Annotated in this window: 22 protein-coding genes and 1 riboswitch; of the genes, 7 read left to right on the top strand and 15 right to left on the bottom strand. The window is 60.6% G+C overall.

What is annotated here, in order from left to right:
* Positions 1 to 85: 85 nt before the first annotated feature.
* Positions 86 to 1,312, top strand: coding sequence for a SorT family sulfite dehydrogenase catalytic subunit (gene sorT / locus AC13C0_RS01760; RefSeq protein ID WP_341580716.1), 1,227 nt, complete (start codon positions 86 to 88; stop codon positions 1,310 to 1,312).
* 58 nt (positions 1,313 to 1,370) lie between these two features.
* Positions 1,371 to 1,700 carry a SorU family sulfite dehydrogenase c-type cytochrome subunit gene (sorU, locus tag AC13C0_RS01765; RefSeq protein WP_117618470.1) on the top strand — a complete coding sequence of 110 codons (330 nt, stop codon included), beginning with the start codon at positions 1,371 to 1,373 and terminating at the stop codon, positions 1,698 to 1,700.
* A gap of 35 nt (positions 1,701 to 1,735) precedes the next feature.
* Here sorU and msrB read toward each other — a convergent pair whose 3' ends face one another.
* Complete coding sequence (msrB, locus tag AC13C0_RS01770; protein ID WP_341580717.1) at positions 1,736 to 2,161, bottom strand: peptide-methionine (R)-S-oxide reductase MsrB; 426 nt, start codon at positions 2,159 to 2,161, stop codon at positions 1,736 to 1,738.
* Between the two features lie 10 nt (positions 2,162 to 2,171).
* Positions 2,172 to 2,825: a peptide-methionine (S)-S-oxide reductase MsrA gene (gene msrA, locus AC13C0_RS01775; protein WP_117618472.1), complete on the bottom strand. Its 654-nt coding sequence runs from the start codon at positions 2,823 to 2,825 to the stop codon at positions 2,172 to 2,174.
* Positions 2,826 to 3,104: 279 nt separating this feature from the next.
* On the opposite strand from msrA, the gene AC13C0_RS01780 reads away from it, so the two are divergent.
* A complete protein-coding gene (locus tag AC13C0_RS01780; RefSeq protein WP_117618473.1) occupies positions 3,105 to 4,079 on the top strand; it encodes a metallophosphoesterase in 975 nt (324 codons plus the stop codon).
* Here AC13C0_RS01780 and AC13C0_RS01785 read toward each other — a convergent pair.
* The 13 genes from AC13C0_RS01785 to exaC form a co-directional block, all read right to left on the bottom strand.
* Positions 4,076 to 4,558, bottom strand: a complete 483-nt coding sequence (locus tag AC13C0_RS01785; RefSeq protein ID WP_117618474.1) for a CDP-archaeol synthase — start codon at positions 4,556 to 4,558, stop codon at positions 4,076 to 4,078. The two genes, AC13C0_RS01780 and AC13C0_RS01785, sit on opposite strands and share 4 nt — an antisense overlap.
* 40 nt (positions 4,559 to 4,598) lie before the next feature.
* Complete coding sequence (locus tag AC13C0_RS01790) at positions 4,599 to 5,975, bottom strand: class II fumarate hydratase (protein ID WP_117618475.1); 1,377 nt, start codon at positions 5,973 to 5,975, stop codon at positions 4,599 to 4,601.
* A 67-nt stretch (positions 5,976 to 6,042) separates the two neighbouring features.
* Complete coding sequence (locus AC13C0_RS01795) at positions 6,043 to 6,327, bottom strand: hypothetical protein (RefSeq protein ID WP_117618476.1); 285 nt, start codon at positions 6,325 to 6,327, stop codon at positions 6,043 to 6,045.
* A 134-nt stretch (positions 6,328 to 6,461) separates the two neighbouring features.
* Positions 6,462 to 8,222, bottom strand: a complete 1,761-nt coding sequence (locus AC13C0_RS01800) for a PAS domain-containing hybrid sensor histidine kinase/response regulator (protein ID WP_117618477.1) — start codon at positions 8,220 to 8,222, stop codon at positions 6,462 to 6,464.
* On the bottom strand, positions 8,206 to 9,369 hold the full coding sequence (gene ercA / locus AC13C0_RS01805; RefSeq protein ID WP_117618478.1) for an alcohol dehydrogenase-like regulatory protein ErcA: 1,164 nt from the start codon (positions 9,367 to 9,369) through the stop codon (positions 8,206 to 8,208). The genes AC13C0_RS01800 and ercA overlap by 17 nt, the downstream gene beginning before the upstream one ends.
* A 44-nt stretch (positions 9,370 to 9,413) precedes the next feature.
* Positions 9,414 to 11,252: a S9 family peptidase gene (locus AC13C0_RS01810; RefSeq protein WP_341580718.1), complete on the bottom strand. Its 1,839-nt coding sequence runs from the start codon at positions 11,250 to 11,252 to the stop codon at positions 9,414 to 9,416.
* Positions 11,253 to 11,416: 164 nt separating this feature from the next.
* Entirely contained in the window at positions 11,417 to 12,043 is a 627-nt protein-coding gene (locus AC13C0_RS01815) for a hypothetical protein (RefSeq protein WP_341580719.1), read from the bottom strand.
* A 293-nt stretch (positions 12,044 to 12,336) separates the two neighbouring features.
* Positions 12,337 to 13,491: a pyrroloquinoline quinone biosynthesis protein PqqE gene (pqqE, locus tag AC13C0_RS01820; RefSeq protein WP_341580720.1), complete on the bottom strand. Its 1,155-nt coding sequence runs from the start codon at positions 13,489 to 13,491 to the stop codon at positions 12,337 to 12,339.
* The gene (pqqD, locus tag AC13C0_RS01825) at positions 13,488 to 13,763 is read right to left on the bottom strand and encodes a pyrroloquinoline quinone biosynthesis peptide chaperone PqqD (protein ID WP_341580721.1); all 276 of its coding nucleotides are present in this window, start codon (positions 13,761 to 13,763) and stop codon (positions 13,488 to 13,490) included. Before pqqD ends, pqqE begins: the two co-directional genes overlap by 4 nt.
* Positions 13,763 to 14,518 (bottom strand): pyrroloquinoline-quinone synthase PqqC, encoded by a 756-nt coding sequence (pqqC, locus tag AC13C0_RS01830; RefSeq protein ID WP_341580722.1) that lies wholly within the window; start codon positions 14,516 to 14,518, stop codon positions 13,763 to 13,765. Before pqqC ends, pqqD begins: the two co-directional genes overlap by 1 nt.
* Positions 14,515 to 15,444, bottom strand: coding sequence for a pyrroloquinoline quinone biosynthesis protein PqqB (gene pqqB / locus AC13C0_RS01835; RefSeq protein ID WP_341580723.1), 930 nt, complete (start codon positions 15,442 to 15,444; stop codon positions 14,515 to 14,517). The genes pqqC and pqqB overlap by 4 nt, the downstream gene beginning before the upstream one ends.
* Positions 15,445 to 15,499: 55 nt before the next feature.
* Positions 15,500 to 15,571: a pyrroloquinoline quinone precursor peptide PqqA gene (gene pqqA, locus AC13C0_RS01840; RefSeq protein WP_007153157.1), complete on the bottom strand. Its 72-nt coding sequence runs from the start codon at positions 15,569 to 15,571 to the stop codon at positions 15,500 to 15,502.
* A 308-nt stretch (positions 15,572 to 15,879) separates the two neighbouring features.
* Positions 15,880 to 17,400, bottom strand: coding sequence for an acetaldehyde dehydrogenase ExaC (exaC, locus tag AC13C0_RS01845; RefSeq protein WP_341580724.1), 1,521 nt, complete (start codon positions 17,398 to 17,400; stop codon positions 15,880 to 15,882).
* A 374-nt stretch (positions 17,401 to 17,774) separates the two neighbouring features.
* A riboswitch (guanidine-I (ykkC/yxkD leader) is annotated at positions 17,775 to 17,881 on the top strand.
* 57 nt (positions 17,882 to 17,938) lie between these two features.
* Between exaC and AC13C0_RS01850 the strand changes: the two genes are divergently transcribed.
* The 4 genes from AC13C0_RS01850 (at position 17,939) to AC13C0_RS01865 (ending at position 24,078) form a co-directional block, all read left to right on the top strand.
* A complete protein-coding gene (locus tag AC13C0_RS01850; RefSeq protein WP_482953862.1) occupies positions 17,939 to 18,664 on the top strand; it encodes an urea amidolyase associated protein UAAP1 in 726 nt (241 codons plus the stop codon).
* Between the two features lie 12 nt (positions 18,665 to 18,676).
* The gene (locus AC13C0_RS01855; RefSeq protein ID WP_341580726.1) at positions 18,677 to 19,315 is read left to right on the top strand and encodes an urea amidolyase associated protein UAAP2; all 639 of its coding nucleotides are present in this window, start codon (positions 18,677 to 18,679) and stop codon (positions 19,313 to 19,315) included.
* The gene (gene uca / locus AC13C0_RS01860) at positions 19,306 to 22,941 is read left to right on the top strand and encodes an urea carboxylase (RefSeq protein WP_482953863.1); all 3,636 of its coding nucleotides are present in this window, start codon (positions 19,306 to 19,308) and stop codon (positions 22,939 to 22,941) included. The genes AC13C0_RS01855 and uca overlap by 10 nt, the downstream gene beginning before the upstream one ends.
* Before the next feature lie 69 nt (positions 22,942 to 23,010).
* Positions 23,011 to 24,078, top strand: a complete 1,068-nt coding sequence (locus AC13C0_RS01865) for a putative urea ABC transporter substrate-binding protein (protein ID WP_117618489.1) — start codon at positions 23,011 to 23,013, stop codon at positions 24,076 to 24,078.
* Positions 24,079 to 24,214: the final 136 nt, after the last annotated feature.

Here is a 24,214-nt window from a genome sequence, read left to right on the forward strand (position 1 = left end):
TATAAGTAATAAGGATATTACCTGCTCGCGCCAACCGGGCAGCCCATCGCCGTCCAACGACAAGCCCAACAAGGAGAGACGGATCATGAAACCCGAAACAGCCCTACAACGAGGCCCGAATAATCCGGACCCTGAGAACCCGGCCCGCCGAAGCCTTCTGGTCGGCAGTGCCGGCGCCATGGCCGCAGTGAGCCTGCTTGGCTTCACGCCGCTGGCCAGGACCGAGGAGCCGAAATCGCTGCCCGATTACGCCGCATGGAAAGAACGCAACGCCCTGATTGTGCACAGCGCCAACACCATGGAAACCCGGCGGGGCGCTATCGGAAACGGCGTCATCACGCCCAGCGATCGCCTGTTCATTCGCAATAACCTGCCGGCCCCTCCGGCCTCGGTAACCGAAGATCCTGACATCTGGGAAGTTCGTATCGAAGGCGTCAAAAATCCTCGCACCCTGACGGTCGGGGATCTCAAGAAGATGGGCGTCACCACCGTTGCCTCTGTACTGCAATGCTCCGGTAACGACCGGGCCTTCTTCCCGCACGGGGCCAGCGGCACCCAGTGGTCTGTTGGTGCCGCAGGCTGCATCATGTGGACCGGCGTACCCCTGAAAGATGTGGTGGAAGCGCTGGGCGGCCCGGCAGAGGGTGCCCGCTACATCACCAGCACCGGCGGTGAAACACTGCCTGATGGCCTTGATCCCAAGACGATTATCGTGGAGCGTTCAGTGCCCACCCGGGCAATGCAAAGTGCGTTGCTGGCCTGGGAGATGAACGACAAACCACTGACCCACACCCATGGCGGCCCGCTGCGCATGGTAGTGCCCGGCTACTACGGCGTGAACAACGTCAAGTATGTGAAAAACATTGCCTTTACCGAGAACCAGACCGACGCCAAGATCCAGGCCTCCGGCTACCGGATACGCGCCGTTGGTGTGAAAGGCGCACCGGACCAGCCGTCCATGTGGGAGATGAATGTCAAATCCTGGGTCACGGCGCCACTGGAAACTGCGCGGAGTGGCCGGAACATGATCTACGGCGTGGCCTTTGGCGGCACCGTAGCCCTGGAAAAAGTGGACGTGTCCCTGGATGGCGGCAAAACCTGGAAACAGGCCCGCTTCCTGGGCCCGGACCTGGGGCCCCATGCCTGGCGACCCTTTGTGATGGCTGCAGAGCTGCCTGCCGGCGAACATCGTATTGTCAGCCGGGCAACAGATACTCATGGCAACAGTCAACCGGAGGGCCGGATCGATAACGAACGTGGCTACGGCCACAATGGCTGGGGCGACCACGGAGTCACGGTCACCGTCAGTTAATAACCCACGGGGCTGGCCAGGGAAAACGGCCGCCCCGACTCTCTCGGAATGCAAGAACATGAGAAAGACTGCAGTACTTGCAGTACTGTTGGCGGCCCCCCTGACCGGACTCTCGCCTCTGGCGCAGGCCGGTGATATCGAGAAGGGAAAACAGGTTTTCACCCAGGAGGCGCAGCCATCCTGCACTGTGTGTCACACCCTTGCAGACGCAGGCTCTGCTGGCGCTATCGGCCCGAATCTGGACGAACTGAAGCCGTCCAGAGAACAGGTTATCAACGCTGTCACCGGTGGCGTTGGCATCATGCCGGCGTTCAGTGAATTCCTGTCCTCGGAACAAATCAGGGCCGTGGCGCATTACGTCGCCAGGGCCACAGGTGGGGATAAGTAAGATTCCGGGGGCGGAACCGCCCCCGTTTGCAAGGTTTATACGTTTTCCCTGAACACCATCGCGACCGAGTTCAGGCAGTAGCGCTGCCCGGTCGGTGGCGGACCGTCCGGAAAGACGTGCCCCAGATGACTATCGCACCGTGGACACCGGATTTCGGTACGGCTCATGCCCAGGCTGGTGTCTTCGATATAGCGGATATGGTCTGAATCAAGGGGCTGAAAGAAACTCGGCCAGCCGGTCCCTGAATCAAACTTGGAGCTGGAACTGAACAGTGGCAGGTCACAGAGCCGACAGTGGTAGACGCCGGCTTTTTTGTTGTCCAGCAATGTGCCGCAGAACGGGTGCTCGGTACCGTGGTCCAGCAGCACACGTTTTTCATCAGCCGACAGGTCCGCGGCTTTCTCCTCAACCTGTGCCTTGGTCAGTGGTGTCAGGTCATAACCTGCAGCGGAAACTCCCATATGTGCCTCCTCAGGCCATGCTGTCTGTGCCGTTGCCCGTGTACTCAGGTTTCAGGCGGTCACCATAACTGTCCACCAGTTTTTCCATTTTCGGCGCGGCGACGGCCATAATGTAGGGCTGGTGCGGGTTCCGGGCGGCAAAGTTCTGGTGGCACTCCTCCGCCGGGTAAAACGCTTCCAGCGGTTCCAGCGTGGTCACAATCGGATCCGGATAGACGCCGGCCTGATTGAGCTGGTGGATATAGGCCTCTGCTACCCGTCTCTGCTCCGGTGTTTGGTAGAAAATGGCAGAACGGTACTGGCTGCCACGGTCATTGCCCTGACGGTTGAGCTGGGTAGGGTCATGAGCCACGGAGAAAAACACTTTGAGCAGCTCGCCAAAACCGACCTTTGCCGGATCATAGTGAACATCCACCACCTCGGCGTGCCCGGTGGTACCGGTGCACACTGCCTCGTAATTGGCTGAGCTGGAATGCCCACCGGCATAACCGGACTGCACGCGGGTTACGCCATCAATGGCCAGGAACACCGCCTCGACGCACCAGAAACAACCGCCAGCCAGAACGACTCGCTGCTCACCCCCGGCTGCTGGCAGATCCTGCCCGGGATCCGGAAAACGGCTTCGGGGTACGCTCAGACCTGTAATACTGCACGATGTCGTCATGGTGACCTCTGCGTTCGGGTTTGTCTGCCTGTAAGGAATGGATTGTGGCTGGAAATTGGCAGATTTGCCAACTGCCGGGAAGACAGCCTTTCACTACCTGCGCTCTCTATCATTAGTACCTTGTTTATATTCGTTATCGGGTATTGAACACGGCTCTGGCATCAAACATGAACATTGTGTCGTTTTGGTTGCATACCATTGAGGGCCAACCATAATGACAGACAGGGTTTGCCACTTTGCACATCGGCCATGCCCGGCTCGGCATACAAAGGAAGAAAAATGACGGCAAGGGCCCGCACACCGGAAAACCAGGACGAACTCCTGGAATACCGCCTGAGCCTGAGACTTGGCCCCGTTCATGCCCGCCAGAGACTCGGCATTGAACGGGAAGCCGAAGCGAAGGTTTTCGGGCAGGATCACAGCTCCTTCCATCTGGAAAACTGGGCCACGGCTCCCGGTTTTATCCGTACCTGCCTGATAATGGTGGGGATGTGGGGTCGTGGCCAGAACAACAGCCGGCGCCTGAACACGGTGCACAATCGATTCCACCTGCCAAACCTGCCAGCCGCCTTTGAAGGTTACCGCATTCTGCACCTGACGGATCTGCATGTGGACATGGACGAGGCCAACCTGCAGGCAGTTCTGCGCGAGATCGAGCCCCTGGACTACGATCTGTGTGTACTGACCGGTGACTACCGCAAGCTCACGTGCGGGCCCATCGAAGATGCCCTCGACGGCATGTCCCGACTGCGTGATGGCATCCGGGGCAAAGCCTACGCCGTGCTCGGCAACCACGACAGTGTCCGCATGGTGCCGGCACTGGAAGACATGGGCTACCAGCTATTAATGAACGAAATGGCCCCCCTTGGACGTAAGGGCCAGACCCTGTACCTGGCGGGCGTGGACGATGCCCACTTCTTCAAGGTGCACAACCTGCATCGGGCCGGCGACAACATCCCGGCCGGGGGAACCAGCATTCTGCTCAGTCACACCCCGGAGATATGGCGCGAAGCCGCCCACGCCGGTTATGACGTATTTCTGTGCGGCCACACCCACGGCGGCCAGATCTGCCTGCCCGGTGGCATTCCCGTCACCCTGGATTCTAATTGCCCGCGCAGCCTTGGGCGCGGTTACTGGCGGATGAATGGCATGCAGGGTTACACCTCACCCGGCTCCGGCACTTCGGTGGTGAACGCCCGGTTGAACTGCCCTCCGGAGGTCACCATCCATACCCTGACGCGAGGGCCGGATTAATGGGGCTGCCGGCGGATGCCGATGCGATAGAGCAACGGTGAAGCGAAGATGTTCGACAGGGTAAAGAGCACCACCACACCAATGACCACCCAGCCACTGACAGGCAACCACCACATTGCCAGCAACATGGGCAGTAGCGATTCGGGGATCTGATCCAGACCCAGGGCCCTGGCGCTGGAAGCCAGGCCCCACCGCCGCTTGACGAAGCTGCTCAGCATGTCACCAATGAGCCCGAAAACGCCGAACATAAACCCGAAAATGAATCCCAACCCGGTGATCAGTGAAAACAGCCCGCAGGCGAGGGCCCCAGACACTACACCCCGCCAGGTCTTGCTTTTACCCAGGATGGGGCGGCCGTCTTTCCACAGGCGGCCACCATCAACCGGCGCCGACCAAATGCCCTTGAGCAGGCCGGCAGCAACTACCGGTGCCCCATTGGCAAGCACCAGCATGACAAACAGCTCCAGGGATATCAGCAAGCGCGTGGGCTCCCTCTGGTACAGTCGGTCATATAACCGGTCAGGCGATGCCGCCCCGGGTCAGCTTCAGCGGATCCATGAGTTCTTCAAGCCTGTCGCGGCTCAGACCGCTGCGCTCCTCGGCAACATCGATCACCGGTCGCCCGGTGCGGTAGGCCTCCTTCGCAATATCCGCCGCCAGGCTGTAACCGATTTCGGGATTCAGCGCGGTTACCAGCACCGGGTTCCGTCCCACTCCGGCATTCAGGTTGTCAGCGTTGACTGTGAAATCCCGGATCGCCTTGTTCGCCAGCATAATCGACGCATTGGTAAGCAGGTCCGTCATGTCCAGCAGGTTACCGGCCACCAGGGGCAGCATCACATTGAGCTGGAAGTTTCCGGACTGTCCGGCCATGGCCACCGCGCTGTCCAGGCCCGTGACCTGGGCTGCGACCATGGCCACCGATTCCGGAATCACCGGGTTCACCTTACCTGGCATAATGCTGCTGCCCGGTTGCAGCGCCGGCAGGCTGATTTCGGCCAGGCCATGAATCGGCCCGCTGTTCATCCAGCGCAGGTCGTTGGCGATCTTGGTGAGCACAATCGCCACACCGCGCAGCTGGGCAGAAAGCGCCACCGGACCATCCACCGCACTCTGGCCGGTAAACTTGTGTTCCAGTGAGGTAAAAGAGTAGCCGGTATTGGCACGCAGGAACTTGATGAACTGGCCGGAAAATTCCGGTAATGCGTTGATACCGGTGCCTACCGCGGTACCACCCTGGGGCACGGCCAACAGTTCGTCCGCTGCCGCTTCCACCCGTTTCTCCGCGGCCAGAAGCTGCTCCCGCCAGGTTCTCAGTTCCTGACCCAGGGTAACCGGCATGGCGTCCATCAGGTGGGTTCGTCCGGTTTTTACCTGGCTTGAGAAAGCCGCCTCCTGCTCATAGATCACGCCGCGCAGGTGCGAGAGTGCCGGCAGAAGTTTTTCCTTCACGGCGGCGACTGTGCTGACGTGAATGGCCGTTGGGATCACATCATTGGAGCTCTGGCTCATGTTGACATGATCATTCGGATGCACCTCGTAACCGGCGTTGCGGGCGATGCTGGCAATCACCTCATTCACATTCATGTTGGTGCTGGTCCCCGAACCGGTCTGATACCGGTCGACCGGAAACTGGTCCGCGTACGCGCCGTCCACCAGATTCTGGCAAGCCTCTGCAATCGCGTCCCGAAGATCGTTGTCCAGAAGTCCGAGACTGGTATTCGCCTCCGCTGCCGCACGCTTGATCTGCGCCACTGCGGCAATGAACGCCTGGGGCATCGGCTGGCCACTGACCTGGAAATTCTCGACCGCACGCTGGGTCTGCGCGCCCCAGAGCGCGTCCGTGGGAACCTGGATGTCTCCGAGACTGTCGGTTTCCGTTCTGTATTCGCTCATGCTCCCTCCTGTCCGTCCGTTTGCACTTTGGCCCCTCCGGCGTTTACGTAACGCTGCCGGCTGTGTCTCAGCCGCCGCCCTGGGATCTCAACCGGACATGGTCGCAAATGCCGGTTACCTGCTCAAAATTCAGGATCAGGGTATGAACGGTATTGGTGTAGGTATCGTGCAGGTGAAACTTGTACCGGTGCTGCTTTTCACCCTGCAGGAAACCATCGTATTCACGTACCAGCTCCCGCACGTCGCCCCCGGAATCCTGGTTCCAGGTGGCGTTGAACGGGCCCAGAACGGCACCGCCGGCCAGGCATACAGTGACTTCATGGTTGGTAAGGCTGTTTTCCGGAATACTCATGGCTAATCTCCCTTCAGGTCTGCCTTTGGTAAGTGTAGTCCGGCGGATCTTTCTTTGTGCGGTAATGCCCTGCTTTGTGCGGTAATGCCCTGCTTTGTGCGGCAATTCCCTGGTCAGGCACGGGAGGGAGATTCTCAGGCAGAGGCAAGAAGGCTGGTCATCAGGGCCCTGAGCCGGTTGGGCTTGACCGGTTTGTTCAGGATCGGCAGGTACTGGGCCCGCAAAAGTTTACGGGTATCGTCACTGCGGTCTGCGGTGATGATGGCGGCTGGGATGTCCCGGCCAAGGTAACGACGAACCCCGTGAACGGCGTCGTAGCCGGTCAGCTCGTTGTCCAGATGGTAATCGGCGAGGATGATGGCCGGAATCCGGTCGGCGTGCTCCAGCACTTCCAGTGCCTGAACCTTGCTGCCGGCGGTGAGCACCTCACAGCCCCAGCGTTCCAGCAGTACCTGCATGCTCTCAAGGACCGCCGGCTCATTGTCGATGACCAGAATGGAGAGTCCGCCGAAGCCATCGGAAAAACCCTGAAGCGCACCCGCACGGGGCATTTCCGGCAGGGCTCGCGCCGGCTCCAGCGGCAGAGTCAGCACAAACCGGGAGCCGCGCCCGGGCCTGGAAGACACGTCAATGTCATAACCCAGAATCCGGACCATACGCTCAACAATGGCAAGCCCCAGGCCCACGCCCTGGCGGCCACCGGTGTCATGGGGCAGTAACTGGTGAAATTCCGTGAAGATATCCCGGAGTTTGTCTTCCGCTATGCCCACCCCAGTATCCCAGACCTCGATCCGCAACTGGTCACCCCGTGCTCTCAGGGCCAATACAACGCCCCCCTTTCGGGTGTAACGCAAGGCATTGCTGAGCAGGTTGCGGAGAATGCGCGTCAGCATGCGCTGGTCGGTTTTGACCACGACCGGGATGGTCCGAACCCGGAAGGCCAGTCCTTTATTGGCGGCGACCGCCTCAAACTCCTCAGCCAGCGACCTGGCGAGGGCGGCCACATCGGTATACACCAGATCCGGTTTCATAGCCTGCTGGTCGAGTTTCGAGATGTCCAGCAAATCCGCCAGCAGGTCTTCAGCGCCCTCGAGCGCCCGGTGTACCTGATGCACCATCCGGGTTTCCTGCTCCGGCAAGCTGCTCTCCTGAAGCGCGGAAACCATCAACCGGGCGGCGTTCAGTGGTTGCAGCAGGTCATGGCTGGCCGCTGCCAGGTATTTATCCTTGCCAAGGTTGGCTTCCCTGGCTGCCTCCATGGCCACCACCAGTTCCCGCTCGACCTTCTCCCGCTCCTCAATCTGGTAGCGCAGGCCGACGTTGGCGTTCTGAAGCGCCTCGGTGCGTTCTTCCACCCGACGCTCAAGAGTCGCATTCAGCTGTTCCAGTTTTTGCCGGGCCAGCACCCGCTCGGTGATGTCGGCCACAAAGGCTTCCACCACTTCTGGCCCGAGATCCGGCCGCCGCAACAGGGTGACGGCCACATGGACCGGCTTGCGGTCCGCCCGTTGGAAGCGTGTCTCCCGGGCGCTCAAACGGCCTTCATTCAGAAGTTCCTGGCGAATGGCATCGAACTCACTGGCACTGCAGAACAGCTGTTCCCGCAGCCGGATAACCCGCTGCGTCAGGGCCTCGGCACTTTCATAACCGCAAATTCGCGCCATGGCGGGGTTGCAGGCCAGGAAGCCACCCCGCAGGTTGGCCTGGAAGATGCCATGCAGGGCGTTCTCGAACAGCCACTTGTAGCGGTTGCGCTCCTGCTCCAGCTCCTCAATCCGCTCCTGCAATGCCGGGTAATAGTTCTTGCGGACCGACTGGCTGCCGAGGCCAAGAAGATCGCCAACTTCGTAGCCACTGTCGTGTTCGTCGTCCTGAACGTCAGAGCGCTTCTTCATAGACAACCTGAACGTCCCTGAGCGACGACTTGCGGGGATTGGTGAGAATGCAGGGGTCCTGAAGGGCAAAGCCGGACAGGTGGGGAATATCCGAAACGCTGACTCCCAACTGGGCCAGGCGTGCTTCCAGTCCCACTTTGCGTTTCAGCTCAACGATTCGCTGCATCAGCCGTTTCTTGATCTCCGGCTTGCTCATACCCCGGGTATCGATATTCATGGCCTCGGCCACCCGGCGGAAACGGTCCTCCGCAGACTGGAAGTTGTAGGCCACCACGTGCTCCAGCAACAGCGCGTTGCACAGCCCGTGGGGCAAATCCAGAAACCCGCCGAGGCTGTGGGACATGGCATGCACCGCCCCCAGAATTGCGTTGGAAAACGCCAGCCCGGCTTGCATGGAGGCCAGCATGATCTGTTCCCTGAGGTAAGGATTGGCGATATTTTCCACCAGGGGTTCCAGATTCCGGTTGATCAGCCTGATGGCTTCCAGGGCATGGGTGTCGGTCAATGGCCCGCTGCCGGTAGACACGAACGCCTCAATGGCGTGAACCAGGGCATCCACGCCGGTACAGGCGGTCAGGTAGGCGTCCATGGTTTCCGTGACTTCGGGATCAATCAGGGACACATCTGGCACCACGGCTTTGCTGATGATGGAAAACTTGAACCGGCGGTTCGGGTCGGAAATGATCGCAAACTGGGAAACATCCGCCGATGTGCCCGCGGTGGTCGGGATCAGGATCAGGGGCGGTGAGGGGTTGGTGATGGTGTCCACGCCCTCGAATTCCAGAATATTGCGGCCGTGGGTGGCAACAATACCGATGCCCTTGGCGCAATCCATCGGGCTGCCGCCACCGATGGCAACGATGACATCACATTCACTGGATTTGTACAGCTCGGCTCCGGTCATCACCTCGTCGACCCTGGGATTGGGTGATACGCCGGTAAATACGGTAGAGCGAATTCCCGCGTCGGTCAGCAGGGTTACGATCTCGTTGACCCAGCCTGCCGCGGCCACGCCCGGATCAGACACCAGAAACACATGCCGGGCACCGAAGTTACTGGCGAAGTTGGCCACCGACTTCCGGGAGCCGGCGCCGAAGACAATTTCCGGTGATACGAACTTTCGCAGGGCGGAGATGTCGTGGCTCATCAGACTCTACTCGACCGTTTGTTGTTATAGGCGTAGCCGAGAGTTTAACTCATGTTCTCCGCCCGTTCATTGGCCTTGCGGCCATGCCTCCGATAAAAGCTGAACATCCTTTCCAGCATGTCCGCCTGGTTCGCCTGATGCCGGAAACCGTGGCCCTCCTGCTCAAACCAGTGCAATTCCGATGTGCGTCCTGCTGCCTTCATGGCATCAACCATGGCGCGGGTCTGTTCAGGCACCACGACTTTGTCCTGCCCACCCTGAAAAAAGATCATGGGCGCGGCAATACAGTCGGCGTGGTAAAGCGGCGTTCGTTCGCGCCAGCGCTCGGGGTTAGCTCCTGGTGGCCCCAACAACCAATCCAGATATCCGGATTCGAAGCGGTGGGTCATGGCCCTCAGCCGCAGCGGGTCTGTCACCCCGAACATGCTGGCGCCGGCGGTGAATTTCCGGCTCTGGATCATGGCCATCAGGGCCGTGTAACCACCGGAGCTCCGCCCCTGGATAAACACCCGGCGGCCGTCCACCAGGCCGACAGACACCAGGTGATCCGCGGTCCGCTCCATATCCTCAACATCTGCCTCACCCCAGCGCCCCTCAAGGGCAAGCCTGAATTTACGGCCAAAACCACTGCTGCCGCGATAGTTCACTTCGGCAACCGCAAAGCCTCGCTGGCACCAGTACTGCACCTGGGGACTGAACACCGGGTAGGCAGCGGAGGTGGGACCACCGTGGGCCATGAGAATCAGCGGAGGCAACTCCGGCGAGGCCAGTTTCGGTGTGTAGAAGAAACCATGGACCGGCTGTTCGCCGTGCTCAAGTGCCGGCACTTCAATATCCAGCGGCAGCGCAGGCCTTGAACCCGGCAAGGGGTTCTCGCCACCCGCCAGAATCCTGGCCTGCCCGGTTTGCAGTTCGATCTGCAGGACAGCATCCAGATGGGTCGCTGATCGGGCAACGCAATACAGGCTACCGCCGGAGGCCCGGAGGTAACGAAAATCGCTGTAGTCCCGGGCCACCCGGAAAGCGTCACCGCCTTCCGGTGACAGCAACCACAGCTCTCCCGATCCGTTGCGATACTGCACCCGAGCCCAGCCGCCATTGGCAAGCGGACAATGATGGCACTCCCCCAGTTGCCAGGGCGCGTTAGCATGGTCCAGCTCGGCAGACTGGCCCGAGTGCCAGAGTCCGTCACCGATCAGGGTGTCGAGGTACCAAGGCTGCCACCAGCCGGCGTGATCAGATAGCACCCACAACCGGGCGCGATCGAAGACCGGTTGCTGAACGGAGGCTTCTGAAGGCGTCGGCCAGTGGCGGCACTCACGGAGGCCACCATCTTGCACTACGCCCGCTGTCCAGAGCCGGCTGCGAACCCAGGGCATGTCCGGCAGTTGCCAGCTTGTCCAGGCCAACTTCCTGCCGTCGGCAGACAGCGCGGGCGCACTGTAGAAGTCCTGACCGGAATGGAGAGTCCGAAGCTCACCGTCCACAGAGACCGCCACCAGCTGCTGCTCGCCACCGGCCTCGCGAACGGCCAGCACCCTCTGCCGGGGCGCATCGGCGATCAGTCCGCCATAGGTGGCCCCGGGATCATCGGTAAGCAAGGAGCAGGTGCCGTCGGCCAGATCGATAAACCGGATCTGCTGATCCTCACCGACCACGAACACACCGGTATCGGAAGCCGCCAGCGCGCCGCCGCCGTAACCGTTCACCCGGCTACGGATGCCCAACCCGTCCGGGCCCAGGCGAGCGGGCCCCTGTTCGGACAGATACCAGAGATTAGCGTTGCCTTCGGCCGGATCGCTCTGTAACCAGAAAACACCGGCCGCAGAAACCGCGAGCCCGCCTCTTTGAGTGTGGGCCGCACAGGCCTCATAGGCGCTCATAGGGGTATTGTCAGGCGCTGACCTTGCGGGCGTGGATGCACAGAAGGGGCCGTCAGCCCCGGAAGAACAGCCGGGAGTTGTCCGCATTTCGATACAGGAGCGGCAGGGCTCCGGCATCCAGCTGTCGCCGCAATAATGGTTAGGGAGGGAACCCGGGCAGGTCATTACAGCTCCATTCCCAGTTCCCAGCGATAGATCACATCGTCGGACTCCGCGTTCAAGCCAAACGCAACGCCCGCCTGGAGTTCCAGGAGGCTGGAGCCCACCCTGACCTCAGCCAGGATTGCGGGCCCCAGCAAATGGTTGTTTCGGGCCCCGTAATACTCCAGTGCCGGCTGAAAAGTTTCAGACTTCGTATAGGCAGCCTGTATCGAGCCGGTCAGCTCAAGCTGCTCGTCGTCTTCACCAAATGAACGGCCGACCAGAACATTGGTCAGAACCTGGTAGTGATCGGCTAACTGTCTTTCATAGAGCGGCCCAATGGTTATCTCACTGGCTGTTCCCCGGTGTTCTTTTGATAGTTCAAGAAACAATCCCGCAGCGCTCTCATGGTCCTGAAAAAAATTCCCAACCAATTCAATTTCATATTCGTCCAGTGAATAGGCACTCCCGGGGCTCTTAATGGCGTTGAAGTTGAGTTCGGCACTGAAGCGATCCGTTATCCCGTAACCAATTTCCCACTGATCAAACCGGAGATTGTCGTCTTCGCTTCCCTGACTGTCCAGAAACGCGCCAACCACACCGATCTCGAGATCACCTGCCGTGATCCGGGGGGAGTATATTTCATCCACCGCGAGCTCCGCCTCGGCGGCAAAGGGCCAAAACAAACACAAGACGACCTGTTTCGGTCGGACTGGATGACGACACGCGCCTGGATTGTTCTTTGCTCGAAACATTGGTCACCTGTACGAGGTTATGGAGAGTGAGACTCCTGCACCGTGCCTCACAGTAATATTGGGAAATGGCCAGACATGGGCACGACTATCACCAACCGCGGCACGGGCATTTTCATGAGCGTGGTACATCATCAGCACTTCCCTCTCATCTTATTGATCGGCAACATCCCCGGGCTTCAAGGCAATGCTCAGCCCCGGAAGAACAGTCGGGAGTTGTCCGCATTTCGATAGATGAGTCCAGTAAGGCCGGCCGTGGCGTGATCGGCAGCGTTCCTCGCGGCCAGGATTCGATCATGGTGAGGGGACTTGCTGCAGACTGGGTCGGCGTTATCGGCATTGCCGGTCAAGAGATAGGCCTGGCAGCGGCAACCTCCGAAGTCTTGTTGCTTCTCATCACAGGAGCGGCAGGGCTCTGGCATCCAGCTGTCACCCCGGTAGTGGTTGAAGCCCGGGCTGTCGTACCAGATGCTTTGAAGATCCTGGTCCCGGACATTGGGGAAGTCGATGGGCAGCAGGCGGGCGCTGTGGCACGGCAGCGCAGTGCCGTCCGGGGCTATGGTCAGGAACAGGTTGCCCCAGCCGTTCATGCAGGCTTTTGGGCGCTCTTCGTAGTAGTCCGGAGTGACGAAGATCAGCTTCATGGCCGAGCCGGTGGCGTCCAGGCGTTTACGGTACACGTTCACTTCCTGCTCCGCCTGCACCAGTTGCGTTTTCGAGGGCATCAGCCCTTCCCGGTTCTCAAAAGCCCAGCCGTAATACTGGCAGGTCGCCAGTTCCACGTAGTCCGCCCCCAGGTGCTCACACAGGGCCATGATGTCGTTCATCTGGTGGATGTTGTGGCGGTGGATCACGAAGTTGAGCACCATCGGGTAGCCCGCCGCCTTGACCGCCCGGGCCATGGCCAGCTTCTGGTCAAAGGCCTTGCGGGAGCCGGCCACGGCGTTGTTCAGCTCGGGGTCCGAGGCCTGGAAACTGACCTGGATATGATCCAGTCCGGCCTCGGCAAAGGCAGCCACCTTGGCGTCGGTCAGCCCCAGGCCTGAGGTAATGAGGTTGGTGTAGTAACCCAGCTGTCGCGCTTCGGCGATCAGCTCCGGCAGGTCCTGGCGCACCAGGGGCTCGCCGCCGGAAAAGCCCAGTTGGGCGGCGCCCATGGCCCGGCCCTGGCGTAGCACACTCACCCACTCGTCGGTGCTTAGCTCCCGTTCGGTCTGGGCAAAGTCCAGCGGGTTGGAGCAGTAGGGGCACTGCAGCGGGCAGCGATAGGTCAGCTCCGCCAGCAGCCAGAGGGGCGGCCCCGCCTTATGGGGGTTGACCGGTGTGGGTGCGTGCGAGGTGTTCATGACAGGTCGATCCAGTGGTGTTGCTGCGCATCCTGCAGAAAATTACTCACGTCCTTGCCGAGCGGTCCGGCATCCGGGAATTGCTGCTCCAGGGTGGCAACGATGTCGGCCACACTGCGCTGGCCGTCCACCTCGTTGAGAATAGCACCGGCGCTGCCGTTCAGCTTCACCATACCTTCCGGATACAGCAGAACGTAACTTTCCTGGGCGGGTTCCCACTGGAAGCGGAAGCCACGGCGAAAACGCGGAACCTGGTGCATGGCAACCCCCATTACAGCCCCCGGTGCCAGACCTGCTGGTCGGTCACCGTATGGTAGGGCGGCGTACGGTGGCCGTAAGCCATGGTCATGGCATCCAGCATGGTCCACAGGATATCCAGCTTGAACTGCAGAATTTCCAGGGCCCGGGTCTGCCCGGCGCCGGTGGTGAAGTGGTCCAGGGTGATGGTCAGGCCGTGCTCCACATCCCGGCGCGCCTCCGACAGCCGCTTGCGGAAATAGCGGTAGCCGCCCTCGTCAATCCACGGATAGTGGCCCGGCCAGCTGTCCAGTCGGGACTGGTGGATCTCCGGCGCGAACAGTTCGGTCAGGGAGGAACAGGCCGCCTCCTGCCAGGTGGCCCGGCGGGCAAAGTTCAGGTAGGCATCCACCGCAAACCGGACACCGGGCAGCACATGGCGCTGGTCGATCACTTCTTCCCGGGTCAGACCCACCGCTTCGGCCAGGGACAGCCAGGCCTCGATACCACCCGCATCGCCGTCGTGGCCGTCGTGGTCCAGAATCCGCTGCAGCCAGAGCCGGCGCACGCCGGCGTCCGGGCAGTTGGCCATGATCGCGGCGTCCTTCTGGGGAATCCTGATCTGGTAGTAATACCGGTTGGCCACCCAGCCACGAATCTGTTCCGGCGTGCATTGTCCGCCATACATGGCTTTATGGTACGGGTGGTGGATGTGGTAATACTGCCCCTTGTCCCGGAGGGCCTGTTCAAAATCCGTGCGGTTCATGGCGGTGTTGGCTTTGGCGTTCATGGCGGCCCCGACAGGTCGATATGCATTCCGTCCCAGGACACCTCAATCCCGTGGCGCGTCAGTTCCGCGCGCTCCGGCGAGTCCTCGTTCAGGATCGGGTTGGTGTTGTTGATGTGAATCAGGATCTTGCGGCTGGCCGGCAGGGTGTCGAGCACCTCGATCATGCCTCCGGGGCCACTTTGGGCCAGATGCCCCATGGCCTGCCCGGTCTTGGTGCCCACTTCCTGGCGGATCATCTCGTCGTCGTGCCAGACGGTGCCGTCCACTAGCAGCACATCGGCTTTTTTCATCCAGTCCAGGATGCGCGGGTCCGGCTCTCCGAGGCCCGGCGCATAGAGCACTGTCTGCCCGGTGCGGGTGTCCTCAAGAAAAATACCGATGTTATCCCCCGGGTGCGGGTTATCCCGGCGCGGCGAATACGGCGGCGCGTTGCTCAGCAGCGGAATGGCAGTCAGTTCGATGGACGGTGCGCAGGGAATCGTAAACGGCGACTGTTCAGAGGCCGCCACCCGGCGCCAGTTCAGGCCGCCATTCCAGTGCCTGAGCATGGTAAACAGGGGGAAGCCGCCGCTGAGGTCCTCGTGTACCTGCTCGGTACACCAGACGTCCATGGGCAGCCCCTCGCGAAGCGATAGCAGACCGGTGGTGTGATCCACCTGGCTGTCCATCAACAGGATAGCATCGATGCCGGTGTCCCGAAGCGCCCTGGCCGGCTGCATGGCTTCAAAAGAAGCCAACTGGGCGCGAATATCGGGAGAGGCGTTGAACAGGATCCAGTGCTCGCCGTCTTCACTGACGGCAACGGAAGACTGGGTGCGGGCACGGGCGTTCAGGGTGCCCTGACGGAAGCCGTCGCAGTTGGCGCAGTTGCAGTTCCACTGGGGAAAGCCACCGCCGGCGGCGGAGCCCAGAACGTGGATGAACATGATTGGACACTCCGGAAGTAAAACGGCCAGCCACTCAGGCTGGCCGCTTCAGCACTCAGCGGTTGGCGAAGTACATGGTAACTTCGAAACCGATGCGCAGATCCTCATAGGCTGGTTTGGTCCACATAATGCTTACCTCTGTTGTCGTAATTGTTAGCGCATTGCGGGTGAATCAACGACATTGCCGATAACCCACTTCTCATCCTAGTTGACAGGGATAGGAGATCAATATGGTACTTTGGCACTGTTTTTGGGCCTCCCCAAGTTGTAATAAGTCCGCAGTCGGACTTGCCCGTTGCCTAGCAGCCTTAAGCCCGACAGGCTGCTGGAACGAAAAAAAGGCCCTGGGAAGGGCCAAAAGAGGTCAAGGTGCACATCCGATGTGCCGACTCACAGGCGGGCCCGTGTGGGGAAGCCCGCCTACCGCTCAGAGAATCAGAAGAAACCCAGTGGGTTGATGTCGTAGCTGACCAGCAGGTTCTTGGTCTGCTGGTAGTGGTCCAGCGCCATCTTGTGGTTTTCACGACCAACACCGGACTTCTTGTAACCACCGAAGGCGGCGTGGGCCGGGTACTGGTGGTAGCAGTTGGTCCACACACGGCCTGCCTGGATGGCTCGGCCCATGCGGTAAGCACGGTTGATGTCGCGGGTCCACAGGCCGGCACCCAGACCAAACTCGGTGTCGTTGGCGATGGCCAGGGCTTCTTCCTCGTCCTTGAAGGTGGTTACACCCACCACCGGGCCGAAGATTTCTTCCTGGAACACACGCATGTCGTTCTTGCCTTTCAGCAACGTGGGCTGGACATAGAAGCCGTTGTTGTACTGACCTTCCATTTCCTCACGGCCACCACCGGTCAGCACTTCCGCACCTTCCTGCTTGCCGATTTCCAGGTATGACATGATCTTGTCGAACTGCTCCTTGCTGGCCTGGGCACCCACCTGAACATCGGTATCCAGCGGGTTGCCACGCTTGATGGCCTTCGTGCGCTCGATGACTTTGGCCATGAATTCGTCGTACATGTCTTCCTGAATCAGGGCACGGGAGGGACAGGTGCAAACTTCACCCTGGTTGAAGAATGCCAGCACCAGGCCTTCCACACACTTGTCGATAAATTCCGGCTCAGCCTGCATCACGTCGGAGAAGTAGATGTTGGGGGACTTGCCACCCAGCTCGACGGTAGAGGGAATGATGTTCTCGGCGGCACATTTGAGGATGTGCGAGCCCACCGGCGTGGAGCCAGTGAAGGCAATTTTGGCGATGCGCTTGCTGGTGGCCAGGGCCTCGCCGGCTTCAATGCCGTAACCGTTGACAATATTAACCACGCCCGGTGGCAGCAGGTCGCCAATCAGTTCCATCAGCACCAGGATGCTGGCCGGGGTCTGCTCGGCCGGCTTCATCACGGTACAGTTACCCGCCGCCAGGCAAGGCGCCAGCTTCCACACTGCCATCAGCAGCGGAAAATTCCATGGGATAATCTGGCCTACAACACCCAGTGGCTCGTGATAATGATAGGCCACGGTGTTGTTGTCGATAGCACTGGAGGTGTCTTCCTGGGCGCGGATACAGCCGGCGAAATAACGGAAGTGGTCCACTGCCAGGGGCAGGTCGGCGTTGATGGTTTCACGCACTGCCTTGCCGTTGTCCCAGGTTTCGGCAACCGCCAGCATCTCGATGTTCTGCTCAATGCGGTCGGCAATTTTCAGCAGAATGTTGGAGCGTTCGGTGGTAGAGGTCTTGCCCCAGGCTGGTGCGGCCTTGTGTGCCGCGTCCAGGGCAAGATCAATGTCTTCGGCGCCGGAGCGGGGAATCTCACAGATAACGTCGCCGGTGATCGGTGTGATGTTCTCGAAATACTGACCCTTCAGCGGGGCAACCCACTCGCCACCGATGAAGTTCTCGTAACGGGATTTGAAAGAAACGACGGAGCCATCCTTTCCTGGTTGTGCGTAGATCATGGTTTCGACCTCTTGTTGTGTTTGTCGCAAGGCAACGCGGCCTTTCGCGTTTACCCATTCAATGTAGACGCCAAACCCGGAAAGTTGAATGATGCGATGGAGGCGAAAAACTCCTCCCTTGGTAGTAGATGACCGGAACGCCATGCCAACAGCGACCTGAAGCGCAATACACCCGCCAGAAATCCGCACTGCAGACGCGCCAACCGATGCACAAAAACAGTGCGAACGCCCAAGCAGGAAGCAACCTGCGTTGAGCTCAAAAAACAAAACCTTATTAAAACCAGAAACTTACTGATTGGCACAGTCTCTGCAATTGATCCATTACGCAGCGAGAAGTCGGTTACTGAAACCACAATCAAAGCGCCACAATCTGACCAATGGTCAACTAGGGTTCCGGTCTGCCATCAATCCGTGCAGACGGCTGGTCCGAGAGTTGACGACCTTTTCCAAGGTTACACGGCGGGACAAAAGCCCGGGAGGATCGCTCAGTTACTGACGCCTCTCGCTTTTTAAATGCCCTAACCAGGAGGAAAAGGCCATGTTGCAAACCGCAACCCCCCTCTACGACGATCTGATTCCCGGCGGATCCCACTGGTCTTTCATCATGCGCCGCGGCCACGTGCTGCGCCTGATTGACGAAACCGGCGGTGCCAACGTCGGCATGTTGATGTACAACCCCGAGAACGCGCTCGAGCGCTACAACATGCCGGACACCCTGAAAAACCAGCACACCTTCCTGCTCACCAGTGGCCATGTCCTGCTTTCCGACATGGGCCGGGTGTTCGCCTCCATCATCCGAGACGACCTGGGCTGGCACGACACCGTTGCCGGCACCTGCACCGCCGATCTGGTGGAACAGCGCTGGGGCAGGAAGACCTATCAGCAGGCCCACAACCACTACCACCGCAACGGCTTCACCAGCTTCCTGAACGAACTGGCCAAATACGGTCTGGGCAAGAAGGACCTGACCGCCAACCTGAACTGGTTCAGCAAGGTGCAGACCGACGACGACGGCAACATGGCCTTTGTCAGCGATCACTCCCACGCCGGCGCCACCGTCGACCTGCGTTTCGAGATGGACACCATCGTGGTGCTGCACACCTGCCCGCACCCGATGAATCCGGCCACCGGGTACCCCAGCCATCCCGTGCGTTACCAGCTCTTCAGGGCGGCACCGGTCACCGATGCCGATCCCTGCAAGACGTCCTCACCGGAGGCCACCCGGGCCTTCGCCAATAACGCCCTGTACCACCTGTTCCAGTAACGGAGGCCGGAGATGATCAAGCAAAGCGCATTGAAACCTGAAAACGCCGCCTTCCGCGAAACCGTACCGGCGGGCGAGTATTTCCTGAAAGTGGTGAAGGCCGGCGAAACCGTCCGCATCCTGGACCTGGAAGGCAACCAGGCCGCCGACACCCTGTTCTACAACGCCCACAATCCGACCGAGCGTTACAGCGCCGTGGACACCATCCGCGAGCAGGGCAATGTCTACCTGACCGCCGGCTCGAAGCTGATGTCCTCGGAAAACAACGTGATGCTGGAGATCACCGCCGACACCTGCGGCCGGCATGACACCCTCGGCGGCGCCTGCGCGGCGGAAAGCAACACCACCCGCTATGCCCTTGAGAAAAAGTGCATGCACGCCTGCCGGGACAGTTGGCTGGTAGCGGTCACCGAACACGAGGAACTGGGCATGTCCAAGCGGGATATCACCCACAACATCAATTTCTTTATGAACGTGCCGGTGACCGCAGACGGCGGCCTGACCTTTGCCGACGGCATTTCCGACGCCGGCAAGTACGTGGAACTGGAAGCCAAGATGGATGTGCTGGTGATGATTTCCAACTGTCCGCAGCTGAACAACCCCTGCAACGGCTGGAACCCGACACCGATCGAGGTGCTGGTATGGAGCTGACCGGCACCCTCAACAACCCCAACAAGGTCCTGATCGCCAACCGTGGCGCCATCGCGTGCCGGGTGATACGTACCCTGCGTGCCATGGGGCTCACCTCGGTAGCCGTCTACGCCGAAGCGGATGCAGATTCCCTGCACGTGCGCCAGGCGGATGAGGCCTACTCACTGGGCGAAGGCTCGGCGGCCGCGACGTATCTGGACCAGGACAAGCTGTTTGAGGTTGTCCGCAAGAGCAGTGCCGGGGCCATTCATCCGGGCTACGGGTTTCTGAGCGAAAACGCCGGTTTCGCCCGGCGCTGTGACGCCGAAGGTGTGGTATTCCTCGGACCGACACCGGAACAGATGGAACAGTTCGGTCTCAAACATACCGCCCGGGCCCTCGCAGAGAACGCCGGCGTACCCCTGCTTCCGGGCACCGGATTGCTGACCGATCTGGACGCGGCCCTGGAATCTGCCGACAACATCGGCTACCCGGTGATGCTCAAGAGCACCGCCGGCGGTGGTGGCATTGGTATGTCCCGCTGTTACAGCGCCGAAGATCTGAGCAAGAGCTTTGAATCGGTTCAGCGCCTGAGCCAGAACAACTTCAGCAACAGCGGTGTGTTCCTGGAAAAATTTGTGGAACACGCCCGTCATATCGAAGTGCAGTTGTTTGGCGACGGTGAAGGCCAGGTGCTGGCTCTGGGTGAGCGTGACTGCTCCGCCCAGCGCCGCAACCAGAAGGTGATTGAGGAGGCCCCGGCCCCGGGACTGACCGACGACGTTCGTAACCGCATGCACGCTACCGCCCGCCAGTTGGGCGAAAGCATCGCCTACCGCAGTGCCGGCACCGTGGAGTTCATCTACGATCCGGACACCACCGAGTTCTACTTCCTGGAAGTGAATACTCGCCTGCAGGTAGAGCACGGCGTCACCGAGCAGGTGTACGGTGTTGACCTGGTGCGCTGGATGGTCGAACTGGGTGCCGGCACCTTGCCGGACCTGGCAGAACTGGGCGGTAACCTCACCGCCTCCGGCCACGCCATCCAGGCCCGGATCTATGCGGAAGATCCCAACAAGGACTTCCAGCCCGGTGCCGGGTTGCTCACCAACGTGACCTGGCCTGCAGGGGACGGTCTTCGGATCGATACCTGGATTCAGCCGGGTACAGAAGTCTCGGCGCTGTTCGATCCCATGCTGGCCAAGGTCATCGTGCACGAACAGGATCGCGAGTCGGCCCGCCAGCGGCTGATGCAGGCTCTGGATGCCAGCCAGCTGTATGGCATCGAAACCAACCTCAAGTACGTGCGCCAGGTGCTGGACGACCCGCGCTTTGCCGAAGGCCGGCTATTCACCCGTACCCTCAACGAATTCGATTACCGGCCAGCCACGGTGGATGTCCTCAGCGGCGGCACCCTGACCACCATTCAGGATTACCCGGGCCGCATCGGCTACTGGGAAATCGGCGTGCCGCCGTCCGGTCCGTTCGACAGCTACTCCTTCCGTCTGGGCAACAGGCTGCTGGGTAACCCCGAGGGAGCACCCGGGCTGGAAATCACCCTCAAGGGCCCGATACTCACGTTCAACCGCGCCACCCAGATTGCCCTGACCGGGGCGACGCTGGAGGCCACCCTGAACGACGAGCCGGTGGATTTCTGGCAGGTGATTTACGTGCCCGCTGGCGCCACCCTGAAACTGGGCGCCACGACGGCCGACGGCGCCCGGGCCTATGTGCTGTTCCGTGGCGGCCTGGACTGCCCGGAATACCTGACCTCCTGCAGCACCTTTACGCTCGGGCAGTTTGGCGGCCATTGCGGCCGGGCGCTCCGGGCCGGCGATGTGCTGGCCCTGCCGGATGCGGAACCGACGACCAGAACCACCCTGCCCGCCGACCTGAAACCGACCATCGGTAAAACCTGGAAGCTGCACGTCACCTACGGCCCCCATGGTGCGCCGGACTATTTTACCGGCGCGGACATCGACACCTTCTTCGCCAGCGAATGGGAGATCCACTACAACTCCAGCCGCACCGGCGTCCGCCTGATCGGGCCGAAACCGGAATGGGCCCGCAGCGACGGCGGTGAGGCGGGTATGCACCCCTCCAACATCCACGACAATGCCTACGCCGTGGGGACGGTGGATTTCACTGGCGACATGCCGGTAATCCTGGGCCCCGATGGCCCCAGCCTGGGCGGCTTCGTCTGCCCGGTGACGGTGATCAGTGCCGACCTCTGGAAGCTGGGCCAGCTCAAGGCCGGCGACAAGGTGCAGTTTGTGCCGGTGAGCCAGGATCAGGCGGTTGCCCTGCGGGCAGCGCTGGATGAATCCGTGGCCACACTGACGTCGGCCACCGCCCATATCACCCCCATGAAACCAGAGACGCCGATCCTCGATGCGTTGACGCCCGAGGAACACGAAACCGGCGTGGAGTACCGGGCTGCCGGCGACAATTACGTGTTGGTGGAATACGGCCCCATGGAGCTGGATATCCGCCTGCGATTTCGCGCCCACGCCCTGATGCTGTGGCTGCGTGAGCAGAATCACGACGCCATCCTGGAGCTGACACCGGGCATCCGCTCCCTGCAGGTGCACTACGACAGCCAGAAACTGAACCAGCGTACTCTGCTGGATCTGCTGATCAGCGCCGAAAAGGAACTGGAGAAGCAGCCGGAATGGGATGTGCCGGCGCGCGTCGTGCACCTGCCCCTGTCCTGGGATGACGAGGCCTGCCAGACCGCCATTGCCAAATACATGCAGTCAGTGCGCAAGGACGCACCCTGGTGCCCGAGCAACCTGGAGTTCATCCGCCGTATCAACGGGCTGGGCAGCATCGACGAGGTGAAAAAGACCGTGTTCGATGCGAGCTACCTGGTGATGGGCCTGGGTGATGTCTACCTGGGCGCTCCTGTGGCTACGCCGCTGGACCCACGGCACCGGCTGGTGACCACCAAGTACAACCCGGCCCGGACCTGGACCGCGGAAAACTCCGTGGGCATCGGCGGCGCCTACCTGTGCATCTATGGCATGGAGGGGCCCGGTGGCTACCAGTTTGTCGGTCGCACCCTGCAGATGTGGAACCGCTACCGCACGACGGACTTGTTCGAGCCCGGCAAACCCTGGCTGCTCCGGTTCTTCGATCAGGTGCGCTTCTATGAAGTCAGCGCCGAGGAGCTTCAACAGATCCGCCGGGACTTCCCCAACGGCGACTACCCGATCCGGGTCGAAGAAACCCGCTTCAACCTGAAGGACTACGAGCAGTTTCTGGCCGACAACAACGACGAGATCCAGACCTTCACCGGCAAGCGCAAGCAGGCCTTCGACGAGGAACTGCAACGCTGGATCGAATCCGGCCAGATCAATTTCAGCTCCGAGGCGCCCATCGAGGACACCGGCGAGGGCGATATCGCCAACCTGCCAGCCGGCCAACACGCCGTGGAAAGCCACGTGGCCGGCAACCTGTGGGAATGCCTGGTCCAGCCCGGCGACACCATCGAGGCCCAGCGACCGGTGGCCGTCATCGAATCCATGAAAATGGAAATCGAGCTACTGAGCCCGGTGAGCGGTCGCGTGGTAGACGTGCGCCGGGAAGCCGGCCAGGCAGTATCACCCGGAACGCCGGTGGTGATCGTGGAAGAGACAAACGAGTAATGCCAGCAACCATCACAAACTGAAAAAGACCAAACCTGCACACACGGGCAAGACCCGAGGAGAGACACCATGAAAACAACTGACCTGAGCAAACGCCTGGCCGCCGGCGTGTTGACCGCTTCCCTGGCCATGGGGGCTCTCGCTGAGGAAAAGGACTCCTTCAGCATTGCCTGGACCATCTACGCCGGCTGGGTACCCTGGCAGTACGCCGAAGACTACGGAATCATGAAGAAGTGGGCGGACAAGTACGATATCGAAGTGGATATCGTGCAGGTGAACGACTACATCGAATCCATCAACCAGTACACCGCCGGCCAGTTTGACGGCGTGGTGGCCACCAGCATGGACGGCCTCTCGATTCCGGCGGCCTCAGGCGTGGACACCACCGCCCTGATCGTGGGTGACTATTCCAACGGCAACGATGGCCTGGTGTCGAAGGACGCCAAGTCGATTGAGGACCTTGAAGGCGAAACCGTGCATCTGGTGGAGCTGTCCGTTTCCCACTATCTCCTGGTCCGTGCGTTGAACACGGTTGGGCTGGAGGAGCGCGATATCAGCGTGGTGAACATCTCTGATGCCGACCTGGTGTCCGCCTTCCAGACCGACGACGTTCGTCATGTCGCCACCTGGAACCCGCTGCTGGCAGAGGTGGCAGCCTACCCGGGCGCCACCAAACAGTTCGATTCCAGCCAGATTCCGGGTCACATCAAGGATCTGACTCTGGTGAACTCCGAGACCCTGGAAGACAACCCGAACCTGGGTAAGGCCCTTGTCGGCGCCTGGTATGAAACCATGAGCATTCTGGCCTCAGACTCCGAGAAAGGGCAGGAGGCAAGAGCCTTTCTGGGTGAATTGTCCGGTACCGACCAAGCCGGCTATGAAGCCCAACTGGCCGGCATGAAGATGTTCTGGGAACCGCAGATGTCGGTGGACTTCATCAACAGCGAGGAAGCCCGAGAAGCCATGGACAGCGTTCGCCAGTTCTCTTTCGACAAGGGCCTGCTTGGCCAGGGCGCCATGAGCCCGGATTTCGTTGGCATCGAATTTCCGGATGGTTCAATCATGGGCGACGAAGCCAACGTGAAACTGCGGTTTAACGACAGCTACATGCAGATGGCAGCCGACGGCGAGATCTAACCCGAACATTTCATAAACACCCCAAGCAGCAGCCACGAAATTTTCTCGGTTAGCCCATTACGCCCAGATATGAGAATTATTAGTAGTATGCGCGCCAATGTCGCTCTGATGTCATCCAGTCACCGGCCTTAAGTGT

The sequence above is a fragment of the Marinobacter sp. B-21 genome, from assembly GCF_056857895.1.

Excerpts from the sequence above, each read along its gene's own strand:
- sorT (WP_341580716.1), top strand. The coding sequence starts at position 86 with ATGAAACCCGAAACAGCCCTACAACGAGGCCCGAATAATCCGGACCCT.
- sorU (WP_117618470.1), top strand. The coding sequence starts at position 1,371 with ATGAGAAAGACTGCAGTACTTGCAGTACTGTTGGCGGCCCCCCTGACC.
- msrB (WP_341580717.1), bottom strand. The coding sequence starts at position 2,161 with ATGGGAGTTTCCGCTGCAGGTTATGACCTGACACCACTGACCAAGGCA.
- msrA (WP_117618472.1), bottom strand. The coding sequence starts at position 2,825 with ATGACGACATCGTGCAGTATTACAGGTCTGAGCGTACCCCGAAGCCGT.
- AC13C0_RS01780 (WP_117618473.1), top strand. The coding sequence starts at position 3,105 with ATGACGGCAAGGGCCCGCACACCGGAAAACCAGGACGAACTCCTGGAA.
- AC13C0_RS01790 (WP_117618475.1), bottom strand. The coding sequence starts at position 5,975 with ATGAGCGAATACAGAACGGAAACCGACAGTCTCGGAGACATCCAGGTT.
- AC13C0_RS01795 (WP_117618476.1), bottom strand. The coding sequence starts at position 6,327 with ATGAGTATTCCGGAAAACAGCCTTACCAACCATGAAGTCACTGTATGC.
- AC13C0_RS01800 (WP_117618477.1), bottom strand. The coding sequence starts at position 8,222 with ATGAAGAAGCGCTCTGACGTTCAGGACGACGAACACGACAGTGGCTAC.
- ercA (WP_117618478.1), bottom strand. The coding sequence starts at position 9,369 with ATGAGCCACGACATCTCCGCCCTGCGAAAGTTCGTATCACCGGAAATT.
- AC13C0_RS01810 (WP_341580718.1), bottom strand. The coding sequence starts at position 11,252 with ATGAGCGCCTATGAGGCCTGTGCGGCCCACACTCAAAGAGGCGGGCTC.
- pqqE (WP_341580720.1), bottom strand. The coding sequence starts at position 13,491 with ATGAACACCTCGCACGCACCCACACCGGTCAACCCCCATAAGGCGGGG.
- pqqD (WP_341580721.1), bottom strand. The coding sequence starts at position 13,763 with ATGGGGGTTGCCATGCACCAGGTTCCGCGTTTTCGCCGTGGCTTCCGC.
- pqqC (WP_341580722.1), bottom strand. The coding sequence starts at position 14,518 with ATGAACGCCAAAGCCAACACCGCCATGAACCGCACGGATTTTGAACAG.
- pqqB (WP_341580723.1), bottom strand. The coding sequence starts at position 15,444 with ATGTTCATCCACGTTCTGGGCTCCGCCGCCGGCGGTGGCTTTCCCCAG.
- exaC (WP_341580724.1), bottom strand. The coding sequence starts at position 17,400 with ATGATCTACGCACAACCAGGAAAGGATGGCTCCGTCGTTTCTTTCAAA.
- AC13C0_RS01850 (WP_482953862.1), top strand. The coding sequence starts at position 17,939 with ATGTTGCAAACCGCAACCCCCCTCTACGACGATCTGATTCCCGGCGGA.
- AC13C0_RS01855 (WP_341580726.1), top strand. The coding sequence starts at position 18,677 with ATGATCAAGCAAAGCGCATTGAAACCTGAAAACGCCGCCTTCCGCGAA.
- uca (WP_482953863.1), top strand. The coding sequence starts at position 19,306 with ATGGAGCTGACCGGCACCCTCAACAACCCCAACAAGGTCCTGATCGCC.
- AC13C0_RS01865 (WP_117618489.1), top strand. The coding sequence starts at position 23,011 with ATGAAAACAACTGACCTGAGCAAACGCCTGGCCGCCGGCGTGTTGACC.